Origin of the sequence: Streptosporangium album (assembly GCF_014203795.1) — a bacterium.
GTDB classification, from domain to species: Bacteria; Actinomycetota; Actinomycetes; order Streptosporangiales; family Streptosporangiaceae; genus Streptosporangium; species Streptosporangium album.
The window spans coordinates 1,179,655-1,203,856 of record NZ_JACHJU010000001.1 but is presented as its reverse complement, the minus strand read 5'-3'; the positions used below and the strand labels follow the sequence as shown (position 1 = coordinate 1,203,856).

Sequence of the window (24,202 nt, the reverse complement as noted above, 5' to 3'; positions counted from 1 at the left end):
GCGATAGGACACTCTCTTACCTGTCTCGGGAAGATCATCTCGAGTCCGTCCCATGCGAGAAACCGGCCACAGGGCCGTTCTCGTCAACGGAAGGCGCCTGCATGAGAACATCCCCGCCGTGGTGGGACCCGCTCACCACGGACGCGGTCGGAGCCGAGCTGGGCATCACCTGGCACCCGCCCGCCGGATCTCCGGACACCGACTCCGGCGAGTCCCGCTCCGGCACGATGTCCAACGGGGCACTCGACGCGGAGGACGCGAGGATCCGGGAGGGCAAGCTCCTCGTCGGCACCGGCCCGCAGGTCGTCCGGCGGGGCGTGGGCTACGAGTGCACGACCCGGTGGTATCTGGATCCCGCCGAGCCCGACCGGCTGTGGTGCGCGCTCGGCGACTTCTACCCGGCCTGGCTCTGGGTTCCGATCGAGCCGACCGGCGACGCCGTACGGGAGGTCCTGGACGGGGTCCACCCGCGCCCCGCGCTGACCCGCCTGGACATGACCGGTCGGAGCCGGGGGTTCCTGGGCTGGCGCGACGACGTCATGGTGCCCAACGTCTACTCGGGCGAACCCGTCGAGATCAACGGCCATGACCTGGACCGCTACCACACCTTTGTGGGTTTCGTGGAACCCCAGGCATGGGGGAGCAATCTCCTGGACGACCCGTTCCGCGACGACCTGGGCTCCGTGCGGCCCATCGAGATGATCGCCGCCTCGAAGGGCACCATGCAGCAGCGCCTCGGCCGCGTCCCGTCGATGACCTGGCGGACGCTGCACTCCCGGTCCTATCTCTCCTACGAGATCCACACCCGGATGGCGGTCTGTGTCGCGGTGCGCTACCGGCCCGCCCCCGAAAGCCATCGGCCGATCATCGCCAGGGCGGCCGAGCTGTTCGGCGCGTCATTCCCCGACGACCTTCCGCTGGACGTCATCGGCGCGTTGACCTGCTACGACTACAGCACCGAAGCGGATCTGGAGAAGGCCCTCGACCCGTCAGGCGACCCCGAGGAGCTCGCCCAGGCCCTGCGGATCTTCGCCGCACTGCACAACGGAGACCTGCGCCGGACGCTGCGGCTGCGCGAGTACGCGGGCCACCCCCACCCGGAGGTGCGGCGGCAGCTGTTCATCGTCGCGGCCTGGTACCGCTACGACTTCCTGCTCTACGAGCTCGCCCTCACCGAGACCGACCCCGAGAACCTCGCCGAGCTGGAGAACCTCATCCAGCGGGGGGCCGGGCCGGACACCTTCAACGCCTTCGGCGACTACTTCGGCGGTGAGCCGCTGATCGTCGACGGTGACGGAAACCCGGTCGAGGCATGGGACGACGACGAGGAAGAAGAGGACGACGAATGAGCCGGTTCCGGCACGAACACAGCCTGGTCCTCACCGACGACGCGGATGTGGCGGCCCTCGTCGCGCACGCCCGCAGCAGCGGCTGGACGAAAACGACAGACCTGCCGTACGGCCACTACGACGTCACGCAGCTCGGCTGGCAGGTCTCCGGGGAGACCTTCGTCCTGTACGGCGAATCCCACGGGATCGGCTGCCGGTTCGTGACCGTCACCGGTGACGAGGCCGGATCCGTCGAGGCCACGGTCGCGGAGGTCATTGGGACGGTCGGAACGGTGACGGAGGAGGAGATGCTGGTGGTGCTGCTCGCCGATCCGATGCCGCCGGCAAGGGAGATCATCCGGTCCCTGCACCGGGTCACCGCCGCCCACTTCATGAGGCGGATCAAGCGCCGCCCACCCGAGCCGGGCGATCCTCGCTACGTGCGCGCCGTCACCCGGCTGATGAACCACCCCGACCGGTCCGTGCGGCGCTCGCTGATCATTCAGATCGCCGACCTGATCGCGGTCCGGCCCGACCTCGCGGAGCCGGTCCTGGCCCGGCGCAAGGCCGAGAAGGAGCTCGTGGAGCTCATGGAGGTGTTCGCCGAGATCGCCGCGGCCCAGGCGTCCCCGCACTCCGGCCCCGGCGCGTAGCCGGCCGGGCCGGTGATCTCAGTTTTCACTTCTCGTCCCTGGCGGTGCCCGTACGGACCGGCCGGCTCCTTCTGGAACCGGCCGGTCCGTTACGCGGTCGTCAGGCCGGGGTGCGGCGGAAGTCGTCCGCGTGGTGGGCGGCCCACTGGGCGTAGGTGTGGGCCGGGCGGCCGGTGACCTGCTCGACGACGGGCGACACCTCCGCCGTCCGGCCGACCGCCGAGGCGAGCCCGTCGAGCATGAAGTCGACCGCCTGCGGGGGGAGCTGACCGATCATGTGCTCTCTGGCCTGCTCCCTCGGCAGCTCCTCGAACCGCAGCTCGCGGCCGATCGCCTCGCCGAGGATCCGCACCCGCTCGATCTGGGTCAGCGACTCCGGCCCGCCGATCAGGTGCGCCTCCCCGGCCTGCCGATCGAGCAGGGCGCGGACGGCGACCGCGGCGATGTCGCGCTCGTCGATCGGCGCCGCGGCCGCGTCCCCGTACGGCGCGCGGACCACATCGCCGGCCGCGATCTGCGCGGCCCACGCGAGGTCGTTGGCCATGAACATGCCCGGCCGCACATGGGTCCACGACAGGCCGGACTCCTCTACCGCCCGCTCGCACTCGAGGTGCCGGTCCCCGATCCAGTTGGGCGTCGGGAAGGTCACCGCCCCCGAGGACAGCAGCACGACCTGCTCCAGCCCGGACTCCTTTCCGATCCGGAGGAAGTCGTCCAGCGAGCCGAACACGGGGAAGAGGAACGCCTGCTCGACCCCTCGCAGCGCGGCGGGCAGCGTCTCGGGCCGGGTCAGGTCGCCGGGGAGCACCTCGACGCCGTCCGGCAGCCCGGCACTCTCGGGGTGGCGGGTGATCGCCCGCACCTTCTCGCCCGCGTCGAGCAGTTGCCGTACCACGTTGCGGCCGACGTTTCCGGTTGCGCCGGTTACCAGAATCATGATGAGTGTCTCCTCGGTGGACGTGTCCCGGGTGCGGGACCGCCGGGTCGGAAGTGGAAGGTCTGTTTCAAGGATCTCCGGCGGGCCGCGGGGGCCGTTCCGCGGTCGCGCCGGTTCATCGCCCGCCGGATCCTTTCTGGCCGGCGACGAGGAAGACGGTGAGGGCCGCCAGGCAGAGGAAGGCGGCGCCCGCCATGCCGGCGACGGTGTAACCGTGCACGGTGGCGCGTGCGGCCAGGCCCGTGGCCCCGGGGTGGGAGCCGAGGAAGGCGGCGGTGGCCGTACCGGCGGCGGTGCCGAGCAGCGCGATGCCGAGTGAGGCGCCGATCTGCATCGAGGTCATCACGGTGGCCCCGGCCACCGCGGTGTCCGGGCCCGCGTCGAGGGTCGCGGTGCTGTTGGCGGTCACCAGCACCCAGCCGTTTCCGGTTCCGAGCAGCACGAGGATCGGCAGCAGGGGGAACGCGTAGCCGCTGTCGAGGCGGAGCAGGCCGAACAGCGCGAGCGCGAGGGCGGTCGACAGCAGTCCCGAGCAGAGCAGCAGCCGCACCGGGGCGTGTTCCAGGAGCCTTTTGGCGAGGCGCACGGCGATCATGATGGCGGCGGTGTACGGCAGGAAGGCGAGCCCTGTCACGAGGGGGGAGAGTTCCAGGACGTTCTGCAGGAAGAAGGTGAGGAAGAAGAACGCGGCGAAGTTGCCCACCGCCATGCACAGGACCGCGAGGTAGGCGCCGCCCCGGCTGCGGTCCAGGACGACACGCAGCGGCAGCAGCGGCTGGGCGATCCGGCTCTCGAGGAGGACGAACAGCGCCAGCAGGGCCGCCCCCGCCACGAGGCTGCCGATCGTGAGGGGCGCGGACCAGCCGTCGGAGCTGACCCGGGTGAGCCCGAAGACCAGTGCCATGAACCCGGAGGTGGCCAGCACCGCGCCGGTGACGTCCACCCGGGTTCCGGCCTGGCGGGGGGCGGGCCGGACGGCGTGGGCGATGCCGGCCGCGGCGGCGACCGCGATGGGAACGCTCACGTACATGCTCCAGCGCCAGCCGAGGGTGTCGGTGAGGACCCCGCCGAGCATCAGGCCGATGCCAGAGCTGCTGCCCATGACGGTTCCGTAGATCCCGAAGGCTTTGCCGCGCTCGGCGGGGGTGGTGAACGTGGTGCCGAGCAGGGCGAGGGCGGAGGGGGTGAACAGGGCTCCGAACACTCCCTGCAGCGCCCGGGAGAGCAGGAGCATGGCCGGGTTGACGGCCGCCCCGCCCAGGATCGAGGCCGCGGCGAACCCGGCCAGCCCGATCAGCAGGCAGTTCCTGCGGCCGATCAGGTCGGACAGTCTGCCCCCGAGCAGGAGGAGCCCGCCGTAGCAGAGGGCGAAGATGGTGATCACCCACTGCGCGCCGGAGTCCGGCAGGTGCAGGGCCCGCTGTGCGGAGGGCAGTGAGATGTTCATGATCGTGGCATCGACCGCGATCATGAACTGGCCGGCGGCGATCGCCCCCAGCGCCCGCCAGCGTCGTGAGTCGGGTGGGGCCGGTGCCGCGACGGCTGTACTCATGGGGGAACCTCATAAGGACGACATTAATGTTGGTCAGGCCAACGTTGGCTTGGCCAACGATAACAGTCGTGGGTGTGACCAACAAGTTTGTTAGGCTGGATCGCATGGAGACGACGGCCGACGACACCACCCCCGCCCGGCTGAAAGGCACTCCGAGCTGGCTGCTGACCCATACGGCGACGCACGCCGGCAGGCTGTTGTGGGAGGCCTTCGGCACCACCGACGCCCGTCGTTACCACTACGCCCTGCTCGCCGCGCTGGAGGAGTTCGGCCCCGCCAGCCAGGCGAGCCTGGGGCGCCGCTGCGGCATCGACCGCAGCTACATCGTCGGGGCGATCAACGAACTCGCCGCCTGGGGTCTCGTCGAGCGCGATCCCGACCCGGCGGACCGCAGGCGCAACGTCATCACGCTCACCCCCGCCGGGGGCGAGCGGCTGCGGGAGCTCGACGAGATCCTCGCCGGGGTCCAGGACGCGATCTTCGCCCCCCTGTCGTCCGAGGAGCGGGACCAGCTGACCCGGCTGCTCGCCCGGGTCCTGGAGCACCACGATCACCGGCGAGGACCCGCCATGTGATCGTCTGAGATCCCGCCGGAAGAGCGTGTGACCACGCCACGCTCGGCCGGCGGATCGTGGTGAGGCGTGAAAGAGGATCGCGGCATCGGCGGAGTAAGGGGGTAAGCCACAGAACTGGAGTCCCCGTTGCGCGTCCATCTGGCAGTCACGGCCAAACGTCCGGGCACCCCGCTGCCTCCCACGGCGCTCGCCGTGGCCCGCGAGGCGATCACACGGGCCTTCCCGGTGCCGGCCGCGACCGTGACCGCACGCGAGTGGCACTCCGCCACCGGCGGCACGGCGCTGCTCTCCTGGTCCAACGAGCCCGAAGGCCACGGACCGCCGATCATCTGCTCGGCCGGCGGCCGGGTGGCGGGCCTCACCGGGCACCTCGCCGAACCGGCCGAGGTGGACCGGCTGCTGGGCGCCCCCCGGCTGGGTGCGGCCGTCATCCGCACCGGCGGCTGTTTCTCGATCTTCCGGGCCGATGAGGAGGAGCTGAGCGCGGCCACCGGGTTCACCCGGGTGTGCCCGGTCTTCCACACCGAGACCTCGGACGTGCACGTCGTCGGCAGCCGGGCCCTGCTCGTCCACCTCGTCGCCCGCGCCGCCGAGACCGCGTCGAGCAGGCCCGGGATCGTCTGGGACCTGCCCGCGCTGCAGTCGATGGCGCGGATCGGCTACTTCCTCTCCGACGAGACGCCGTTCGACCGGGTCGGCGCGCTGCCGCCGGCGGCGGAGATCAGGATCGCGGCGGGCCGCCGTACCGTCACGGTGGCCCCCCTCCCCGAGGCGCGTCCGAAGCCGGCCTCCAAGCGGGAGAAGCGGGCCCAGGTCGCCGAACTCGCCGACGCGCTGCTCACCGCGGTGCGACCACTGCGGGACACGCCGGAGCCGGTACGGCTCTCGCTCACCGGCGGCCGTGACAGCCGGCTGCTCGCCGCGCTGCTGCACAGCGCCGGCATCCCGTTCACCACGGCGACCTCCGGGCACGACGGGCACCCGGACGTGGTGATCGCCCGGCGCGTGGCGGCGGCGCTCGGCGTCGAGCACCGCGCCGCCGAGCCGAAACGGTCCGAGGACGGCGCGGATCTGATCGTCCCCCATCCCCTCGTCCGCAGTCACAACGCGCTGGCCGCCTGCGAGGGCATGATCTCGGCGTACGAGAACGTTCCAGGTGCCGTGCGGTTCGATCCCACACCCCGGATGTCCGGGCACGGCGGGGAGATCCTGCGGGGAGGCTTCCTGTACAACCAGGCCGAGCTGGGTCCGGGGGCCGTCCTGCGCCGGGTGGACACCCTCTTCGGCAAGAACGCCGACCTGCTGACGCGGGAGGCCAAGGAGCACGGCCGCGCGCTGGCCGCCCCCTGGCAGGACCGCTGCCGTGCGGACGGCGTGCGGGCGCTCGACCACCTGTATCTGACGTACCGGGTCGGCCGCTGGCACGCCGCGTCGCGCGCGTCGCTGCTGCGCACCGGAAATCCCGTCCCGCCGTTCCTCGACAACCTGGTCGTCCGGACCGCGTTGGGCATCGACCCGCTGTGGCGGCGCTCGGAGGAGGTCGTCCACGACGTGATCACCGCTTTCGCGCCGCAGCTGCGCGGCGTCCCCGTGGAGGGCAGCCCATGGCGCTTCGAAACCGAGCGTCCCGACCGCACGCTGATGGACCGGCTCCGCCCGCGGTGGCGGGGGCTCGGCCGCCCTGCCGTGGGCGACCTGCCCGGGGCGGGCGGAAAACCCTGGAACTGGCGGCTGAGCCCTCCGCCGGAGCTGGCCGACCTGTTGTGGGCGGGCATCGCCGGCCCGGACGCGGCCGGCGAACTCGCCTGCGTCTTCGACGAGACCGGCACGGCCACCCTGTCGGCGGCCTTCCCCAGACGGCGGATGGACGCCGCCTGGAACCTCTACACGGTCTCCACGATGCTGACGGGCGCCTTCTCCACGGCCACGCCGCCCAGCCTTCCACCGCTGCGGGTCCCCTCCCCGGTGCCCCGGTAGGAGTCAGTCGCGGGGATACTTCTCGTGCCCCAGATCCCCGGCCGGCTGCGCGGTGAAGTCGTCGGCCAGTTCGACGATGACGTCGCGGCCCTCCAGCTGGGCCAGCCACCTGGCGGGGAGCGCCGTCTCACCGTGGAGGGCTCCGAGCAGGTTGCCGCAGATCGCTCCGGTGGAGTCGCTGTCGCCGGAGTGGTTGACCGCGAGCAGCAACGCCTGCGGGAGCTCGTGGGCCTCCGGGTACGCCAGGGCGCAGTAGACCGCGATGGCCAGGGCCTCCTCCGCCACCCACGCCCCGCCGAGCGACTCGACCTTCTCCGGGCTGGGAGCGCCCTCCGCCGCCAGGTCCACGGCGGCGCGCAGCGCCCGGGTGGTCTCCTCGTGGCGGGGGTAGGCCATCAGCAGGTCCGTCGCCTTCCGTACGGCCTCCGCGAGCGGTCCGCCCTCCATCAGGAAGTGCACGACGGCGGCGAAGGCGCCGGCGGCGAGGTAGCCGGTGGGGTGGCCGTGGGTGATCTGGGCGCATTCGGCCGACAGCTCGAAAGCGTGCCGGGGGCTCGGCGCGCGCAGGCCGAAGGGGGCCGAGCGCATGACGGTCCCGCAGCCCTTGGAGTCGGGGTTGACCGGTCCCCGCTCGCCGAACGGCGCGGGGGCGACCGCCTGCCCGTGGAGCAGCCCCGACAGGCAGGCGTTGCCGGGAGCCCGCTTGGAGTAGAGCCACGCCTGCTCGCGGAGCCAGCCGGTGCGGATCACCCCGTTGGCCGGGGGAGGGGAGGGGTGCTGCTGGGTGTCCAGCCAGCGCAGGTAGGCCCGCCGCAGGGCGGCGACCTCCGGCCGGCGGATCAGGCCCTCCACGGTGAACAGCGTCATCTGCGTGTCATCGGTGATCAGGCCGACCTTGCCGCGCCAGTCGGTCACCAGCCCGGTCACTCCCGCCGGGCCGTACTGCTCGCGGATCCTGCGGACCGACTCGAACTCGACGGGGGCTCCCAGCGCGTCGCCGAGCGCACCGCCCAGGAGGCAGCCCCGCACGCGGCTGCGGTAGTCCGGCAGGTCATCGGGAGAACGGAGCACGGTCATGATCCTCTGGCCTCTGGCGGATGGTATCGGGCGGTATGTGCAAGCATACGATCGTGATCATGTGATGCCCATCACGATTCTTTGACCTCAAGTCAACGTGAGGTCCGATGCTGTGTGTGAAGGCAGCGAGGAGTGATGGGCATGCGTGTCGTCCAGGTGGCCGCCGAGACCGCCTGCCGTACCCTGCGGCAGCTCAATGTGAAGCGCCGACTCCAGAGGCGGCTTGAAGACGCTCCACGCGTAGGCCTGACCGACGGCCGGGCCGGCGGGGATATCGCCGCGACCCGGATCGCTCAGGTTCCGGCGTGGATCACGGGGCCAGTGACTGGGCGAAACGGTCGACCTGATCGGCGTCCCCGGACCAGCAGTAGAACATGACCTCGTCGGCTCCCAGATCGTTCAACCGGGTAAGGGCGTCGCGGATCTCGCCGGGAGTGGTGAGCATTCTCTCCACGGTCACGTCGGCGTAGTCGGCCGGCATGTCCATGTACTCGGACCCGCTGTAGTAGCGGTGGAGTGCGTCGCGCGCCTCCTCGATCACGGGATCCGGCCCCAGGGCGGCGTTCACCTGGGCGACCAGCCTGGGACGGCCGCTGCGGCCCGCGGCCTGCCACTCATGCTCGGTGGCACGGAACAGTCGGTCCACGTCTGCCAGGGGGGACGCGCACAGGAAGCCGTCCCCGAGGCGGGCGATGCGCCGGATCGCCGCCGGGCTGAAGGCGCCGAACAGCACCTCCGGTCCGCCTTCGCGGGCGGGCGCGGGCCCGACAGGGCCCACTCCGTCCCCGTACGGCTCGCCGTGCCAGACGCGGCGCATCACCGTCATGATCTCGTCGAGCAGCGCACCGCGGCCGTGGAGGTCCACCCCGGCGGCCCGGTAGTCGTCCCGCCGTGCCCCGAGCCCGATGCCGAGGGTGAGACGGCCGCCCGACATGCGGTCCAGAGTCGCGGCCTGTTTGGCCATCAGCGCGGGCTGCCGTAAGGGGGCGAGCAGGACCTCGGTCTGCACCCGGACGCGGGTGGTGGCACCCGCGAGCATGGCCAGTGCCACCAGGGGCTCGGGATTGTCGTACGCCAGACGATCCAGCAGGGCAAGGGTGGTGAACGGCCCGGCGTCGGCATGCCGGGCCCAGTCGAGCAGCGCCGGCGGATCGCTGATGGGCAGGCCAAGGCCGACGTTCATGAGTAACCCCCGATGGTTGTGGCCACTCTATCCGCGCCACCCCGCACTCGAAGATCACCGAACGCCGGCGTGTCCACGGCGCGGTCCACGCGCCGATCACCGGTCCAGGCCTGAACGGCCCCGCTCTTCACCCGAAAGGCGCGGGTCCCGCAGGGCGGACAGGCGCACGCGGGCCCTCTCCGCGGCCGGCTCCGGGTGTCAGTATGCGGACCGGGCTTGACTTAGGTTAAACCTACCTGAAATATAGGAAATGTGCCGTACGTCCCCCTGACCCTCCGCCGGGTCGTCGACTTCATGCGCCTGGACAGCAGTCTCTGTCCGTGAGCGCGCTCCGTTCCCAGCGTTGAGCCTCAGCCTCCGTTCCCGCACGTCACCACGCCCTCGCTACGTCAGGCGTGCGCGCATCTTCACCATTCAGACCTGTAAGGGGCCAATTCATCATGTGGACATCTCGTCGACGGACGCGCACCGCGGTCGTGGTCGCGGCGCTGTCGCTCACCGCGCTCGCTGCCGCCTGCGGAGGCGCCGCCCCGGGGAAGGCGACGGCGGCAGCCGGGGTCGGGGACGGCGGAGCCGTACTCAAGATCAAGGATCCGGGGAACGCGGGGCCGCTGGCGGTCGCGAAGAAGGAAGGCATCCACGGCCCGCGGTGTCACGGAGACCCGGCAGTGCCGGTGAGCTTTCGGTAACGGTCCGGCAACAGGTCTTTACCGCTGATTCCGCGTGATGACAGACTCCGATCACTCCACTGTAAGCGCTTCCACTCGCCGTCCGCCGCTGAGTGTAAGCGCTTCCATTCACTGGCAGATCGGATGACAGGTGCCAAACGGTGACGAAGGTCAGGGTGCGACCATCTACGAGGTGGCGCAGCGGGCGGGAGTCTCCATCGCCACGGTCTCCCGGGCTCTGCGCGGCACCGGGCCGGTCGCGGCCAGAACCCGCGAGCGGGTGCTGAAGGCGGTCGAGGAGCTCAGCTTCACCCCGAGCCGTCTCGGCGTCTCCCTCGCCCAGGGCCGCCACGCGGCCAACGGGATCGTCTTCCCCGACCTGTCGGGCCCCTACTTCGCCGAGGTGCTCCTCGGGTACGAGGAGGTGGCCTCCGAGCTGGGCCGTTCGGTGCTGATCCTGTCCACCCGCGGGCGGGCGGCCGTACAAGACCTGGTCAGGGACCTGGTCGGCCGGGTGGACGGAATGGTGATCTTCGGCAGGACGGTCGAGGACGCCGTGGTGGCCGAGATCGTCCGCACCGGGATGCCGCTGGTCATGCTCGCCCGCGATCCCGTCGACGGAGTGGACGTGGTCTCCAGCGAGAACGTCGAGTCCGCCGAGGCGCTCGCCGCCCACCTGCTCGGCCATGGCTACACGACCTTCGCCCTGGCCGGAGCCGACGACCAGGGCGACGTCACCCAGCGCTGGACGGGGGTCCGGCGGGTTCTCACCGGCCACGGGATCCGGTCTCCCGAGCCGTTGCCGTGCGAGTTCACGGTGGAGGGCGGCTACGCGGCCGGACGGACGCTGCTCGGGGGAGGCAGCCGTCCCGAGGCGGTGATCTGCGCCGACGACCAGGTGGCCCTCGGCGTCATCCTGGCGGCCGAGGAGCTCGGCCTCGACGTGCCGGGGGATGTGGCGATCACCGGCTGGGACGACATCATGACCGCCCGCCACGCCCGCCCCGCCCTCACCACCGTGCGCCAGCCCATGCGTCTCCTCGGCGCCCGCGCCGCGTGGGCGCTGGACGAGCTCATCACCGGTGCCCGCACGGCTCCGAGCTGCCAGATCCTCTCCACCCAGCTGATCGTCCGATCGAGCTGCGGTCCTCACCCCCTGGAGGAAAAGTGAAGAAGTACGCCGTCGGCATCGTCGCGCTCGGGCTCGTGCTCGCCGGATGCGGCCGCAGTGGTGACGGAGTCGCCGAGCAGGCCAAGGACGTCGACACCGGTAAGGCCACAGGCGAGGTCACGGTCTGGGCGATCGGCGCCGAGGGGGAGGCGCTGGGTGCCTTCGCGAAGGACTTCGAGGTGGCCAACCCCGGCATCACGGTCAAGGTGACCCCGCTCGGCTGGGACGTCGCCCATGACAAGATCACCGCAGCCATCGCGGGGAACGCCACGCCCGACGTCACCATGCTGGGCAGCACCTGGATGGGCGAGATGGCCAAGACCGGCGCCCTCGAACCCACCCCGGGCAACCTGATCGACAAGTCGGTGTTCTTCCCCGGGGCGTGGGGCACGGTCGAGGTGGAGGGGACCGCCTACGGCGTGCCGTGGTACGTCGAGACCCGCGCCCTCTACTACCGCAAGGACCTGGCCGAGAAGGCCGGCGTGAAGCCGCCCACGACCTGGGAGGAGACCACGAGTTTCGTCAAGGCGCTCAAGGACAGGGGCGGCGCCTCCCTCGGCGTCGAGCAGAACTTCCGGCAGGGCTCCTGGCAGGAGGTGCTGCCACTGGTCTGGCAGGCGGGCGGCGAGATCATCTCCGACGGGAAGTGGACGCTGGACACCCCGCAGATGATCCAGGCGCTCAAGCAGTACGGCTCGTTCTTCGAGAGCAAGCTCTCCCGGACCGACCAGCCGACCGGGGCGTTCCCCCAGACGTTCGTCAAGGGCAAGGTCGGCGCCTTCTACTCGGGCCCGTGGATGATCGCGGGCCTGGAGAAGGAGGGCGGCGAGGGCTTCGGCGAGAAGCTGGGCGTCGCCCCCTACCCCAGGGGGAGCGCCGGCGGCACCAGCCTCGTCGGCGGCAGCGACATGGTGGTCTTCAAGAACTCCAAGAACCGTGAGGCCGCCTGGAAATTCCTGGGCTGGCTCACCGACCCCAAGGTCCAGGCCACCTGGTACACCAAGGTCAGCGCGCTGCCCAGCGTCGAGGCCGCCTGGCAGGATCCGGCGCTGACCGCCGACGGGCGCGTCAAGGTCTTCGGCGACTCGCTCAAGGACGCCAAGGCCGTCCCGGCCGTTCCGACCTGGGAGCAGGTGGCCAAGGTGATGGAGACCGAGATCGAGAAGATGGCCCTGGGCAAGCAGACGGCCGAGGAGACGGCCAAGGCCGTCCAGGCGCAGGCCGAGACGATCGGGACCGGGGTCTGAGCATGGCGGTCAGCGAGCGGGTGGACGCGCGCGGTTCCACCGGACCGGCTCCGATGAGGGAACGCCCACGGGGTGCGCTCCGCCGTACCGGCCTCGCCTGGGTCTTCGTGACGCCCTTCGTCGTGACGTTTGCGGTGTTCTGGGCCGGCCCGCTGCTGGTCGAGCTCGCGATGGGCTTCACCGACATGCGCAGCACCGACGTGCGCGACCCCCTCGGGGTGAACCTCGTCGGACTGGACAACTACCTCCGGCTGTTCGACGACGAGCTCATGCGCAAGGCGGCGGTCAACACGCTGGTCTTCGTGGTGACCGCGCTCCCGCTCACCATCGTCCTGGGCCTGGGCGCGGCCGTCGCGCTGAACTCGGGGATCGGCCGGCTGCCCGCCGCGTTCTTCCGGCTCGGCTACTACCTGCCCTACGTCACCAGCATCGTCGGTATCGCGGTCGCCTGGAGGTTCCTCCTCGAACCCGACGCCGGGCTGATCAACCAGCTGCTCGGCGTGGTGGGCGTGGACGGCCCCCGCTGGCTCGCCGACGAGGGCCTCGCACTCCCGGTGATCATCGTCATGACCGCCTGGCGGAGCTTCGGATTCGACATGGTCGTCCTGCTGGCCGCCCTGCAGGGCATCCCCAGGGAGCTGTACGAGGCGGCGGAGGTCGACGGCGCGGGCCGCTGGGACCGGTTCCGCTCCGTCACGCTGCCGATGCTCCGCCCGGCGCTGCTGTTCTGCACGGTCTACAGCTCCATCGGTTTCGCCCAGTTCATGGAGGAGCCGCTGGTGATGACCCGGGGCGGTCCCGCGGGAGCGACCACCTCGGCCTCGCTCGCCATCTACAACCAGTTCGGCTCCGGCAACTACGGCTACGCCGGTGCCGCGGCCACCGTCCTGTTCACCGTGATCGTCGCCCTGGCGGTCCTGCAGTTCCGGATCGGGAGGGCCAGATGAGACGTCGCACCTCTACGTACGTGCTGCTCAGCGTGGGACTCGTCCTCGTCGTGCTCCCGTTCGTCTGGACGCTGCTCACCTCGTTCAAGCCCGAGACCGAGATCAGGCGCGATCCGCCGACCTTCCTGCCCGGTCAGTGGACGCTCGGTAACTACGGCGAGCTGCTGGAGAAGATGGACATCGGGCAGGTGTTCCTCAACAGCGCGGTGGTCGCCACCGCCGTCGTCGCGGGGAACCTGCTGTTCTGCTCGATGGTCGGCTACGCCTTCGCCAAACTGCCCTTCCGCGGCAAGAATGTGATCTTCGTGCTGGTCCTCACGCAGATGGCGGTGCCCGCCATCGTGGTGATGATCCCCCAGTTCGTGCTCATCGCCAAGCTCGGCCTGGTCAACACCTTCCTCGGGATCATCCTGCCCGGCCTGGTCACCCCGCTGGGGATCTTCCTGATGCGCCAGTTCATCGCGGACATCCCCGACGAGCTGATCCACGCCGCGCGGGTGGACGGCGCCCGCGAGTTCCGGATCTTCTTCCGGATCGTCCTGCCGCTCTGCAAGCCCGCCCTGGCCACGCTCGGCCTGATCACCTTCCTGGGCTCGTGGAACAACTTCCTCTGGCCCGCCGTGGTGGCCCAGAGCGAGGACAGGTACACGCTGCCCGTCGCCCTGGCGATCTTCAACGGCTACCAGGGAACCCAGTACGGCCTGCTCATCGCCGGGGCGGTGGCCGTCGTGCTGCCCGTCCTCGTCGTCTTCGTCTTCCTCCAGCGCTTCTTCACCCAGGGGATCGCCTCCACCGGACTCAAGTAAGGAAGCCCCATGCCCCCCAGACATCGTCGCCGTGCGACCGCCCTGGCCGCCTCCCTCGCCCTGATCGCCGCCCTCCCCTCTCCCGCGTCGGCCAGTCCGTCACCCGGCACCCCCTCTCCGGTATCCGCCACCCCGCCACCCGCCGTCTCCTCTCCCGGAGTCACCCCCTCACCCGCGGTCGCGTCCTCCCGGCAGCAGGTGCTGCGCCGCTACGCCAGGGACACCTGGGGGTCCATGACCGCGATGGTCGACCCGGCGACCGGCCTGCCCGCCGACAAGATCGACGGCTCGCTCGACCCGGGCACCCGCGCCAAGGTGACCTCACCGACCAACATCGCCAGCTACCTGTGGAGCACGGTGGCCGCCCGCGACAGCCACCTCATCTCCCCGGGCGAGGCCCGCCGGCGCGTCGTCAAGGCGCTCGGTTCGACGGCCGAACTGGAGCGTCACGCCCCGACCGGCCAGTTCTACAACTGGTACGACCCGCACACCCTCCAGCTCGTGCGCACCTGGCCGGAGGACGGCTCCGCCGTCCAGCCGTTCCTGTCCAGCGTGGACAACGGCTGGCTCGCCGCCGCCCTGATGATGGTCCGCAGCGCCGTACCCGAGGCATCCAGGCAGGCCGGCACGCTGCTCGGCGGCATGGACTTCCGCTCCTACTACGACCCGGCGGCGCAGCCCGACGCGGGCACGGGCCTGCTGCGCGGCGGGTTCTGGCCGGCCAAGCCCGCCGGCTGCTCGGTCGAGAGCGACTACAACGGCTCCGGGACCACGGTCTACTCCACCTGCCACCACTACGGCGCGCTCACCGAGGTCCGGATCGCCACCTACGTCGGCATCGCCCTCGGCCAGCTCCCGCCCGAGCACTACTACGGCATGTGGCGGACCTTCCCCGACACCTGCGACTGGTCCTGGGCGGAGCAGAAGCCGGTCGGGACCTGGCAGACGCACCGGGGCGTCAGGGTCTTCGAGGGCACGTACGGCTACCGCGGCATGCGCCTGGTGCCCACCTGGGGCGGCAGCATGTTCGAGGAGCTGATGGTGCCCCAGCTCGTGCCCGAGGACGTCTGGGGCGCCCGCAGCTGGGGGCGCAACCAGCCGGTCTACGTGGCCGCCCAGATCGAGCACGGCATGAACGACGCCAAGTACGGCTACTGGGGCTTCTCCCCGTCCGGCAACCCGGCCGGCGGCTACCGCGAGTACGGTGTGGACGCGATCGGCATGGACACCCCGGGCTACACCTCCGACCAGGAGCGCACCTCGGTCGACTACGGGTTCGAGGGTTGCCGGGAGGCCCAGCCGGAGCCGGCGTCCTACGGGGACGGAGTGGTCACCCCGCACGCGTCCTTCCTCGCACTGCGCTACGCGCCCGGCGAGGCCCTGACCAACCTGGCAAAGATCAAGGCGGACTTCGACTCCTACGGACCCGGAGGGTTCTACGACGCGGTGGCCGTGCGTAGCGGCAAGGTCGCCAGACAGTACCTCGCCCTCGACCAGGGCATGATCATGATGGCGCTGGGCAACGCGCTCGCCGACGACAGCCTGCGCCGCCACTTCGCGACCCGCGACGTCACGGCCAAGCTCGCCCCCGTGCTGGGCGAGGAGGAGTGGGCCGTCGTGCCCCCCAAGTGAACGACCGACCACATCCACGCATGACCGACCATCGGGGAGACATATCCATGAGCACGGCCGGTGCCGCACGCCAGGACTGGCAGGCCCGCATCCACAAGGCGTCGGGGGAGGTGGCCGCGGCCGGGCAGGTCGAGGTCGCCGCCCCCGCCGGCCTGCGTGCCACCGCCGGTGGCGGGCACGCCACGCTGACCTGGGAACCGGTGGCCGGGGCCATCGGCTACATCGTCCAGCGCGCGCCGCGGGAGGCGGGGCCGTACGGCTCGACCAAACAGCGCGACGTCGACGTGCCGGCCGTACCGGAGCCGAGGTTCGTCGACACCGGCCAGGGACCCGCCTGGTACAAGGTCGCGGCCGTCACCACCATGGACGCGGCCGGGCCCTTCACCGAGCCGGTGTTCGCCGCGCCGCTCGCCGCGCCGGGGACGGTGACCCTGCGGGTCGACGCCTCCACGACCACGCGGCCCCTGCCCCGGCCGTGGAAGTACATGATCGGCTCCGAGCACCTGTCGTACATGCTGTCCGCCGACACCGTGGGCGGCCGTCCCATCGGTTCCGAGCTGACCGGGGCCCTGCGGACGATGCGGGAGGAGCTGGGCGTCGAGACCGTGCGCGCCCACGCGATCCTCTGCGACGACCTCGGTGTCTACCGGGAGGTCGACGGCGTGCCGGTGCACGACTTCGGCAAGGTGGACGAGGTCTACGACACGGTCACCTCGTTCGGCATGCGGCCGATCGTGGAGCTGTCGTTCATGCCGCGCGACCTGGCCTCCGACCCCTCGAAGACCGTCTTCGGCTACGGGGCGATCATCTCCCCGCCGAAGGACTACGGCCGGTGGGGCGACCTGGTCCGCGCCCTCACCCAGCACCTCGTCGACCGCTACGGCCTGCGTGAGGTGATCGACAACTGGGCTTTCGAGGTGTGGAACGAGGCCAACCTGGAGGTCTTCTGGAGCGGCACGCCGGAGGAGTTCTTCCGGCTGTACGACGTGTCGGCCGCGGCGGTCAAGGACGTCCATCCCGACATCCGCGTCGGCGGCCCGTCGTCGGCGGCCAACGGCTGGGTGCAGGAGCTGATCGACCACGTGGACGCCTCGGGCGCCGCGCTCGACTTCGTCTCCACGCACACCTACGGCAACGCCCCGCTCGACTGGCGTCCCACCCTGGAACGGCACGGCCGCGAGGGCACGCCGATCTGGTGGACGGAGTGGGGCCCCACCCCCACCCACTTCCACGGCATCGGCGACGGACCCTTCGGGGCGACCTTCCTGCTGCACGGGATGAAGTCGGCGGCCGGCCGGGTGGACGCGCTGGCCCACTGGGTGGCCTCCGACCACTTCGAGGAGCTGGGCCGCCCGCCGGCCCTCTTCCACGGCGGGTTCGGCCTGTTCACCGTCGGCAACCTGCGCAAGCCCCGCTACTTCGCGCTCGCCCTGGCCGACCGGCTGGGCGCCGACGAGCTGGCCTGTTCGGCGACGGGTGACACGGCGGGGGTCGAGATGTGGGCGGCGCGCTCGGCCGCCGGTGGCGTCGGGGTGCTGGTGTGGAACGGAACCCTGAACCAGGACCAGGCCGGAGGCGAGGAGGGCCTGTCCCGTGAGGTCGCCCTCACCGTCGAGGGGCTGGTCCCGGGTGAGTACACGCTCAGCCATCACCGGATCGACGAGCGGCACTCCAACATCCGGGCGGTCTGGGCTGAGGTCGGCGGCGGCGCCGACTGGCCCGAGGGCGGGCAGTGGGACCGGCTCCACGCGGCGAACAGCCTGCAGGAGCTGGAACCCGCCCGCACGGTCCGTGTGGAGGAGGGGGCCCTGCGGCTGAGCTTCACCCTCCCCATGCCGGCCGTCTCCTATCTGGAGCTCACCCGGCTGTGACGGCCTGGACGCCCGGCTGTGACGGCCGCGCGGCTCACCGCCGTCGCCGTGCGGTGACGGCGGTGGATCGCCCGCCTCCTCATGCTCGCATGCGCGAAATGGCGAGCATGCTCGCATGCGCGCGATGACGAGGTGCGGAGCGTCGGGCGGGCCTGGCGGCTCGCCCGACGCGGATGCCGGTGTTCAGCCGGCGACGATGTCGAACTGCTCCCATGGGCCGATCGCGGTGCGGTTGGCGATCAGCGGCTGTGCTCCGGCGTTCTCCGCGGCCACGTACAAGTTGGCTTCCTCCTCCCGAACGTGTCCTCAGCCGCCAACTAGGGGGGCAGACCAAGTACGCCGGAAAGGGACAATGGGCTGGCCAGAGCCCGCGCTGATAGGGAGTGCGGATTATCGGCTGCCTGTTTCCAGTGCGGACGGGCGGCGGCCAGCGCGCAGTTCGCGCAGGTTGGGGATGTGGTTGTAGAGCGTGCCCGGGCTCACCCCGAGGAGTTTGGCGATCGAGGTCACCGAGTGTTCGGGGTTGGGCAGCATGTCCCGGGCGGCGCGTAGCAGGTCGGGTGTGACCACGGTGGGGCGGCCACCGACCCGGCCGCGTGCCTTGGCTGCGGCTAGGCCCTCGCGGGTGCCGGCGACGATGAGTTCGCGGATGAACTCGGCCAGCGCGGCGAAGACGGCCCTCCACTCGGGAAGCTGCGATGAGACCCAAAGTAGCTCTGCGTAGTGTTCCGTATAGCCCCCCTTCACCGGGACGGTTCGCGGAACACCCATACGGAAGACCCTGACCTGGGGCTCCGTTCCCGTCGGCCGGTGTTCCGTTGAGGGATCCTCTTACGGAACAGTCGCGAGTGGACACCCTGGCCATAGGGTGGCTCAGATTTCCTTGACGAAGACGATGGCGTCGGTCTGGTCGGTGGTGGCCGGGTCAAGGGGGAGGTAAGTGTGGTCGACCGGGACGCGGGGCGTCGGCTTCCAGTCGAGGACCGCGGTGAGGCGGACGGGATCGATGACGGCGCGGGCGTCAGGGAGGGCCGACAGTAGCCCTTCGAGGGTGTCGGGCTGGGGGATGTCGGAGCCGCGGGTGCCGAAGGTGGTGGCGGCGAAGGCGTACTGGTCGCCGAGGCGTGTGCCGACGATCGCCCCGGCACTCCACCACTCCAGCGTCCGGCCCGCCAGGGGGCCCCAGCCCTCCGGCAGCAGCCAGCGGCTCCTGTCTTTCTGCAGGTGGCGGTTGTGGGCATAGGCGAGGGTGGGGCCGCGAAGGGCCTCGCGGCCGACGAGGACGTCGAGGTTGTCGGCCATCATCGCATCGCGCAGGCACATCAGCGTGCCGACGCGGGTGGCCGCGGTGCCGGCCATGCCGGCGTGGTAGCGCAGGAGCCCGGCCGCGGTGCGGGCGTACAGGCCGGCGCGCCACCGGTCGTCGGGGGAGGTGGCGGCCGTCAGGTGGGGGGCGTGCGCGGCGAGCAGCACGCGCAGGTCGTCGGCGACCAGGCGCAGTTCCTTGGCCTCGGGGGTGCGGCCGACGGACTGGGTGGGATCCGTGGTGGCGGCCGGGTTGGTCCAGCGCTCGTCGGAACCGAGCAGATCGTCGAGGGTCTCGCGACTCCAGGCCAGGTCGAGGTGGGCGGCGAGGTAGTCGTGCAGTGCGGTCAAAGCTGGGCGAGGGCTGGCGGGGCCGGTCATCTCCAGAGGGCCATCGAAGCCGTAAAAGCGGAGCCGCTCGTGCGGCGGACGCTGTTCGTTGTAGGCGCGCATCCAGCGCACGAGCTCGCGGTTGGCGGGTGAGGCGCCGAGGCTGTGGCTGAAGCCTAGGCTCATCGCGTCGTCGAGGGTCCCGATGCCGTCGGTGACGTACGCGTCGGCGGCCAGGGCCGACAGGCAGTCGCTCTCCATAGTGATCGAGCGGTAGCCCTCGTGTTCGACGAGGTGGCGGAAGAGTTCGTTGCGCAGCTCGGGAAAGACTTCGACGCCGTGGGTGGGCTCGCCGAGGCCGAGCAGCCGGGTGGCGGGAGACAGGAGCGCAGTGAGGGCGCCGCCGGTGAAGGGATGGGCGGCGTCCCGGATCAAAACTGTCATGCCTTCGACTGTATCTTTGAACCCAAAGTGTAAACTTTGATGGCTTTTCCACCTGTTAATGACGGCATACCTTCAAAGCGTGATTGCGGCTCATCGATCTGGTGCGCGAGTACGGCCTGCACACCAAACGGCGCGCAACTACGAGGAGGCGGGGATCCTGCCGCTGGCCGAGCGCTCGCCGCACGGCTACCGCCTTTACGCTCCGCGCCATTCGGCGGCGTTGCGGACATTCCTGGCGTTGATCCCGTGCACGGTCACGCGAACCGTTACCCGCAAGCGGCCCAGACGACGTCCCGAGCAGCACGATTCCGCAGGTAAGCACGTTAGAGCGGCCGTTCACGCTAACCCCTACTCCGAGCCCCGCTAAACGAGACTTTTCGTTCGCATGCTCGTCACCCCCCGACACCGCCGCCGCACCGCCTCAGCCAGCCGGTCCCGGTTCGTCTCCGTCGAGCACAACTCGTCGGCCATCCACCGCGCCCACCGCTCCTCGTCCTCCTCGGTCGGCGGCCGCGTCCCGAACGCCTCCCGGATCTGCTTGCGGTGGTACTCGATCGTTCGGCCTGACCAGCGGTACTTGGCGAACATTCCCGGCTCGACCTTTACCAACGACGCGACGTAGGCGACCGCAACCTGTGGAATCTCCTCCGGACCTGCGGGAAACCGTCCCTCGATCTCGTAGAACTTAAGCATCAACGCGAACCCCAGGCGTGTCGCCCCGGATTTGTTCTTGATCAGCTCCCAGTTTCCCTCGACCAGGGTCCACGAACCGATGAGCTCATTTGGGTCCCACTCCGCACGCACCTCGGCCCTCCAGCCCGTGATCTCCGAACAGACAGGGATCACGGTCATGAATCCCAGAGGGCCCTGCTTTGGGTTTGACCCTCTTGCAACCACTACGCAACGAATCTGCAAGATTGCCCACCGCTACTCTGCGGCTCGTCGTAGCTATAGGAGTTCCAGGCCTTGGAGCACCGCGACAGCTTCGACATGTCCCGCCACACCACGATGTAGCCGTACCGGTCGATCGCTGCCGTCACCAGATTGAACAGACAGTGGGGTCCAGCCAAGGTGCGCCGAAAAGCCGCAGTACAAGATCAATAACGTTGTGGCCTGCACGATGAGGCCCTCCGCTCGGGTCGCCGCCACCAGACGTAAAGACATCCCAGGAGCTTAGGTGTCAAGCGGCAAGGGGTTTGGTGTGGTGTGACCAGGCGGTTGCCTCGTCGTAGAGAGTGCTGGTCTTCAGGCATCCGTGCAGAATGCCGACGAGGCGGTTGGCCACCTGGCGCAGGGCAGCGTGATGGCAGACATCGCGGGCGCGGAGCCGGTCGTAGTAGGCGCGGGCACCCGGCGAGGCCTGCAGGGCGGTGAAGGCTTGAGAATCGAGGGCGTCGACGAGCCGGTCGTTGTGCACGTATCGGGCGAGCACGACCTTCTTCTTGCCGGAAGCCCGGGTGATCGGGCTGGTGCCGGCGTAGTTCTTGCGTGCTTTGGCACTGACGTAGCGGCCTTCGGCGTCGCCGAACTCTGCGAGCACCCGGGCGCCGAGGACCGGCCCCAGCCCAGGCTGCGATAAGACGATCTCAGCGGCCGGGTGCCGGCCAAAATGGTCCTCCACCTGCCCTTGCAGAGCCTTGATCTGCTCGCCCAGCACGGTGAGGACCGCAACCGCCGAACCCACCGTGGCGGCGTAGGCAGCGGTCACGGCCGCGGGCTGGCCCAGGTGCGCGGTGCGCAGCGCGGCCTGGATCGCAGCGGCCTTGTCGGCAACACCCCGGCGGCGAGCGCGTTTGAGCGCGGCGCTGATCTGGCTGATGGTCAGCTTGGCCGCCGACGCGGGATCAGGGGCCTTGGCCAGCAACTCCAACGTGTCGGCCGCGGCCAGGTCCTCGAACGCCTGAAGGGCCGCGGGGAAGTAGTCGCGCAGCGCGTGCCGCAACCGCTGAGCATGGCGGGTCCGTTCCCAGATCAATGTCTTATGCGCCCGTGTCACCACCTTGATCGCCTCGGCTTCGGCGCTGTCGCCGGCGACCGGGCGCAGCTGGTGGGAGTCGGTGCGGACCATGTCGGCCAGCATGTGCGCATCGGCCGCGTCGCTCTTGGCGCCCGAGACGCTCAGCCGTTCCCGGTACCGTGCCGCCTGCAGCGGGTTGACCGCCAGCACCGTGTATCCGGCGGCGACCAGCGCCTGCACCCACAGGCCACGGTCGGTCTCGATCCCGATCACCACCTCCGCCTCTTCGGCCGCTTCATCGAACTGCTCGGCGATCATCGCGTGCAGCTTGGTCATCCCCGCCACTCCCTCGGGCAGGCGGGCCTTGGCCAACCTGCGCCCCGAGGCATCCATCAGCTCGACATCGTGGTGGGGTCGGCATGGAGCGCGGTGCCGGGGTTTCACCCGGTCCGTTTCTCCATGCCGCCCTCCCGAACCGGACGTGCGAGTTGGCCCCGCATCCGGCTCTCCACAAGTCCCTTTGGACTGTTGGTGTCCTCAGCGTGTGCTGGGCCAGGGCGATGGGATCTTTGTCCCTCGGGGGAGGTAGCGCGTGGTGGCCACCGAGCCGGGGTTGAACAGGACGACTTCTCCATCGCGTGGCCACCATCCGCCGTCGCAGAAGCGGCGGCGCAGTTCCTTCCAGCCCGCGTTGAGGTGTTTGCGTCGCAGCCATCCGAACACCTGTCGCCAGACGATCATGCGGAGGTATTGGAAGGCGCGGGCGGAGACCCCTGGCCGGAAGTAGGCGGTCCAGCCCCGCAGCACGTTGTTGAGCTTATGCAGCAGGACTGCCAGCGGCAGGCTGACGTTCATCCGGCAGATCGCCTTGGTCTTGGCCTTGATGGACCGAAGTGCCTTCTTGGCCGGGTAGTTATAGACGAACTGCTGGTCGGTGCCTCGCTTGTGGTGGCGCTGGATGCGCCAGCCGAGGAAGTCGAGGCCCTCGTCGATGTGAGTGATCAGGGTCTTCTCCTCCGAGAGCCGCAGCCCAACGGTGGCGAGGACTTCCGCTACTTCGGGGAGCAGTGCCTCGGTGTGTTCCCGAGTGCCCGAGACCAGAATGACGAGGAGAGTAGGCCGGGGGAATCGCACCCCCGGCCTCTCGCAGAACCGGACTTAAACCTCTCGGCTTATCCGGCTCCCATCGCCCAGCCGTCAGGACGAGCGCCGAGACGCCAGTGCGCGAACAGGCGGGGAGATCGCCGGGCGATCTCGGCCAGCCAGGCCATCGCGCGCCGTTCCCGGCGTTTGAGCCGTTTGTATTTCCGGCACGCCCAGCCCACCAGGAGCTTGTTGAGATGCCGGAGGAAGGAGAGCAACCGGGACCGGTAGAAGCGCCCGTAATAGTTGATCCACCCCTGCACGATGCTGTTGAACATGCGGGCAAGGTCGTCCAGAGACTTGTCACTGCGCCGGGACAGATGCCAGGAGCGGATCACCGCTCCCATCGCCTTCATCGCCTGCGTGCTGACCGCGGGCAAGAACGACACGAAGTGCTTGCCGTGCTTGTTCTTGGCCAGCCGGGGCCGGAACTCATAGCCCAAGAACGTGAACCGGGTGTGCTCGTGCGAGCCCGTCCGGTCGGCGTCCTTGCAGTAGATGATGCATGTCTTGTCCGGATGCAACTCCAGGCCGACCTGCGCCAGACGCATTGCAATCGCGTCTCGCACGTATTCGGCCTGCCGGCGGCTGCCGCAGTGCACCACCGCGTCATCGCAGTAACGCTCGAACCCAAGCGCCGGAAATTCCCGGGCCAGCCAGGCGTCGAACGCGTAATGCATGAACAGGTTAGCCAGCAAAGGTGAAATCGCCGACCCCTGCGGGGTCCCGCGATCTCGGGCGACCAGGGTGCCATCCTGCCGTTGCATCGGAGCGGTCAACCACCGCTGGACATACAACAGGATCCACCGCTGATCCGGTGAAAGGTGCTTGGCGACGGCCTTGAGCACCAGGTCATGCGGCACGGTGTCGAAGAAGGCCCGGATGTCCATGTCGATCACCCAATCCTTCCGCCAGCACCGCACCCGGCACGCCCCAACCGCATCCAGCGCCGACTTGCCCGGCCGATAGCCGTAGGAATCCGGATGGAAGATCGGTTCGACCTTCGGCTCCAGATACATCCGCACCACCGTCTGGGCCACCCGGTCGGCCACGGTCGGCACGCCCAGCACCCGCACCCCTCGCCCTTGCGGCTTGGGGATCTCCACCGCTTTCACCGGCGGCGGGAAGTACGAGCCTGAGGACAACCGGTTCCAGATCCGATACAGATTCCGGTCCCGATCGGCCTCGAACTGCGCGATCGACTCCTCATCGACCCCCGCCGCCCCCTTGTTGGCCTTGACTCTCTGAAACGCTTCCCAGACCTTCCACTTGTCGATCTGAAACGGCTTGTCCTGCTGCCTGAGTTCGCTCACCTGGCTCCTCCCGGCCCGATCGGATGACCAGCCGGTTGACCACCAAGCGACTCCGGGCGACCCGGCCCCTTCGCTCCACGCCCATT

General features: G+C 69.9%; 22 protein-coding genes. 11 read left to right on the top strand and 11 right to left on the bottom strand.

The features are described 5' to 3' along the window. Positions 1-101: 101 nt before the first annotated feature. Together FHR32_RS05690 and FHR32_RS05685 are read left to right on the top strand one after the other, a co-directional pair. A complete protein-coding gene (locus FHR32_RS05690) occupies positions 102-1,349 on the top strand; it encodes a hypothetical protein (protein WP_184753324.1) in 1,248 nt (415 codons plus the stop codon). Then, complete coding sequence (locus FHR32_RS05685; RefSeq protein WP_184753323.1) at positions 1,346-1,981, top strand: hypothetical protein; 636 nt, start codon at positions 1,346-1,348, stop codon at positions 1,979-1,981. The genes FHR32_RS05690 and FHR32_RS05685 overlap by 4 nt, the downstream gene beginning before the upstream one ends. A 100-nt stretch (positions 1,982-2,081) precedes the next feature. Here the strand turns inward: FHR32_RS05685 and FHR32_RS05680 are convergent, their stop codons facing one another. Continuing rightward, positions 2,082-2,918, bottom strand: coding sequence for an NmrA family NAD(P)-binding protein (locus FHR32_RS05680; protein WP_184753322.1), 837 nt, complete (start codon positions 2,916-2,918; stop codon positions 2,082-2,084). Between the two features lie 115 nt (positions 2,919-3,033). After that, the gene (locus FHR32_RS05675; RefSeq protein ID WP_184753321.1) at positions 3,034-4,470 is read right to left on the bottom strand and encodes an MFS transporter; all 1,437 of its coding nucleotides are present in this window, start codon (positions 4,468-4,470) and stop codon (positions 3,034-3,036) included. Positions 4,471-4,574: 104 nt separating this feature from the next. Here FHR32_RS05675 and FHR32_RS05670 point away from each other — a divergent pair, with 104 nt between their 5' ends. Continuing rightward, entirely contained in the window at positions 4,575-5,045 is a 471-nt protein-coding gene (locus tag FHR32_RS05670; RefSeq protein ID WP_184753320.1) for a MarR family winged helix-turn-helix transcriptional regulator, read from the top strand. Between the two features lie 126 nt (positions 5,046-5,171). Then, positions 5,172-7,022 (top strand): asparagine synthase-related protein, encoded by a 1,851-nt coding sequence (locus FHR32_RS05665; RefSeq protein ID WP_184753319.1) that lies wholly within the window; start codon positions 5,172-5,174, stop codon positions 7,020-7,022. Positions 7,023-7,025: 3 nt separating this feature from the next. Here FHR32_RS05665 and FHR32_RS05660 read toward each other — a convergent pair whose 3' ends face one another. Beyond that, complete coding sequence (locus FHR32_RS05660) at positions 7,026-8,099, bottom strand: ADP-ribosylglycohydrolase family protein (RefSeq protein ID WP_184753318.1); 1,074 nt, start codon at positions 8,097-8,099, stop codon at positions 7,026-7,028. Positions 8,100-8,409: 310 nt separating this feature from the next. Next, positions 8,410-9,282, bottom strand: coding sequence for an LLM class flavin-dependent oxidoreductase (locus FHR32_RS05655; protein WP_184753317.1), 873 nt, complete (start codon positions 9,280-9,282; stop codon positions 8,410-8,412). A gap of 440 nt (positions 9,283-9,722) precedes the next feature. On the opposite strand from FHR32_RS05655, the gene FHR32_RS05650 reads away from it, so the two are divergent. The 7 genes from FHR32_RS05650 to FHR32_RS05620 all read left to right on the top strand — a co-directional run bounded on the left by FHR32_RS05650 (position 9,723) and on the right by FHR32_RS05620 (position 17,624). Beyond that, positions 9,723-9,971 (top strand): hypothetical protein, encoded by a 249-nt coding sequence (locus tag FHR32_RS05650; protein ID WP_221465277.1) that lies wholly within the window; start codon positions 9,723-9,725, stop codon positions 9,969-9,971. 130 nt (positions 9,972-10,101) lie between these two features. After that, entirely contained in the window at positions 10,102-11,121 is a 1,020-nt protein-coding gene (locus FHR32_RS05645; protein WP_184753316.1) for a LacI family DNA-binding transcriptional regulator, read from the top strand. Beyond that, positions 11,118-12,368 (top strand): sugar ABC transporter substrate-binding protein, encoded by a 1,251-nt coding sequence (locus tag FHR32_RS05640; RefSeq protein ID WP_184753315.1) that lies wholly within the window; start codon positions 11,118-11,120, stop codon positions 12,366-12,368. The genes FHR32_RS05645 and FHR32_RS05640 overlap by 4 nt, the downstream gene beginning before the upstream one ends. Before the next feature lie 2 nt (positions 12,369-12,370). Further along, a complete protein-coding gene (locus tag FHR32_RS05635; RefSeq protein ID WP_221465276.1) occupies positions 12,371-13,315 on the top strand; it encodes a carbohydrate ABC transporter permease in 945 nt (314 codons plus the stop codon). After that, the gene (locus FHR32_RS05630; RefSeq protein ID WP_184753314.1) at positions 13,312-14,121 is read left to right on the top strand and encodes a carbohydrate ABC transporter permease; all 810 of its coding nucleotides are present in this window, start codon (positions 13,312-13,314) and stop codon (positions 14,119-14,121) included. Before FHR32_RS05635 ends, FHR32_RS05630 begins: the two co-directional genes overlap by 4 nt. Positions 14,122-14,130: 9 nt before the next feature. Then, positions 14,131-15,753 carry a glucoamylase family protein gene (locus FHR32_RS05625; RefSeq protein WP_184753313.1) on the top strand — a complete coding sequence of 541 codons (1,623 nt, stop codon included), beginning with the start codon at positions 14,131-14,133 and terminating at the stop codon, positions 15,751-15,753. Between the two features lie 47 nt (positions 15,754-15,800). Beyond that, on the top strand, positions 15,801-17,624 hold the full coding sequence (locus FHR32_RS05620; protein ID WP_184753312.1) for a GH39 family glycosyl hydrolase: 1,824 nt from the start codon (positions 15,801-15,803) through the stop codon (positions 17,622-17,624). Between the two features lie 183 nt (positions 17,625-17,807). Here the strand turns inward: FHR32_RS05620 and FHR32_RS47635 are convergent, their stop codons facing one another. The 7 genes from FHR32_RS47635 to ltrA all read right to left on the bottom strand — a co-directional run bounded on the left by FHR32_RS47635 (position 17,808) and on the right by ltrA (position 24,116). Further along, positions 17,808-17,903, bottom strand: a complete 96-nt coding sequence (locus FHR32_RS47635) for a fascin domain-containing protein (RefSeq protein WP_425584235.1) — start codon at positions 17,901-17,903, stop codon at positions 17,808-17,810. Between the two features lie 111 nt (positions 17,904-18,014). After that, entirely contained in the window at positions 18,015-18,395 is a 381-nt protein-coding gene (locus FHR32_RS05615) for a serine integrase family protein (protein ID WP_281390838.1), read from the bottom strand. Positions 18,396-18,497: 102 nt separating this feature from the next. Then, a complete protein-coding gene (locus FHR32_RS05610; RefSeq protein WP_184753311.1) occupies positions 18,498-19,703 on the bottom strand; it encodes an erythromycin esterase family protein in 1,206 nt (401 codons plus the stop codon). Positions 19,704-20,066: 363 nt separating this feature from the next. Beyond that, a complete protein-coding gene (locus FHR32_RS05605; protein WP_184753310.1) occupies positions 20,067-20,555 on the bottom strand; it encodes a DUF4158 domain-containing protein in 489 nt (162 codons plus the stop codon). A gap of 328 nt (positions 20,556-20,883) precedes the next feature. After that, on the bottom strand, positions 20,884-22,104 hold the full coding sequence (locus tag FHR32_RS05600) for an IS110 family RNA-guided transposase (RefSeq protein ID WP_312882034.1): 1,221 nt from the start codon (positions 22,102-22,104) through the stop codon (positions 20,884-20,886). Between the two features lie 93 nt (positions 22,105-22,197). Further along, positions 22,198-22,794 (bottom strand): group II intron maturase-specific domain-containing protein, encoded by a 597-nt coding sequence (locus tag FHR32_RS44080; RefSeq protein WP_184753222.1) that lies wholly within the window; start codon positions 22,792-22,794, stop codon positions 22,198-22,200. Between the two features lie 38 nt (positions 22,795-22,832). Then, positions 22,833-24,116, bottom strand: a complete 1,284-nt coding sequence (gene ltrA / locus FHR32_RS05590) for a group II intron reverse transcriptase/maturase (protein ID WP_184753221.1) — start codon at positions 24,114-24,116, stop codon at positions 22,833-22,835. Between the last annotated feature and the right edge of the window lie 86 nt (positions 24,117-24,202).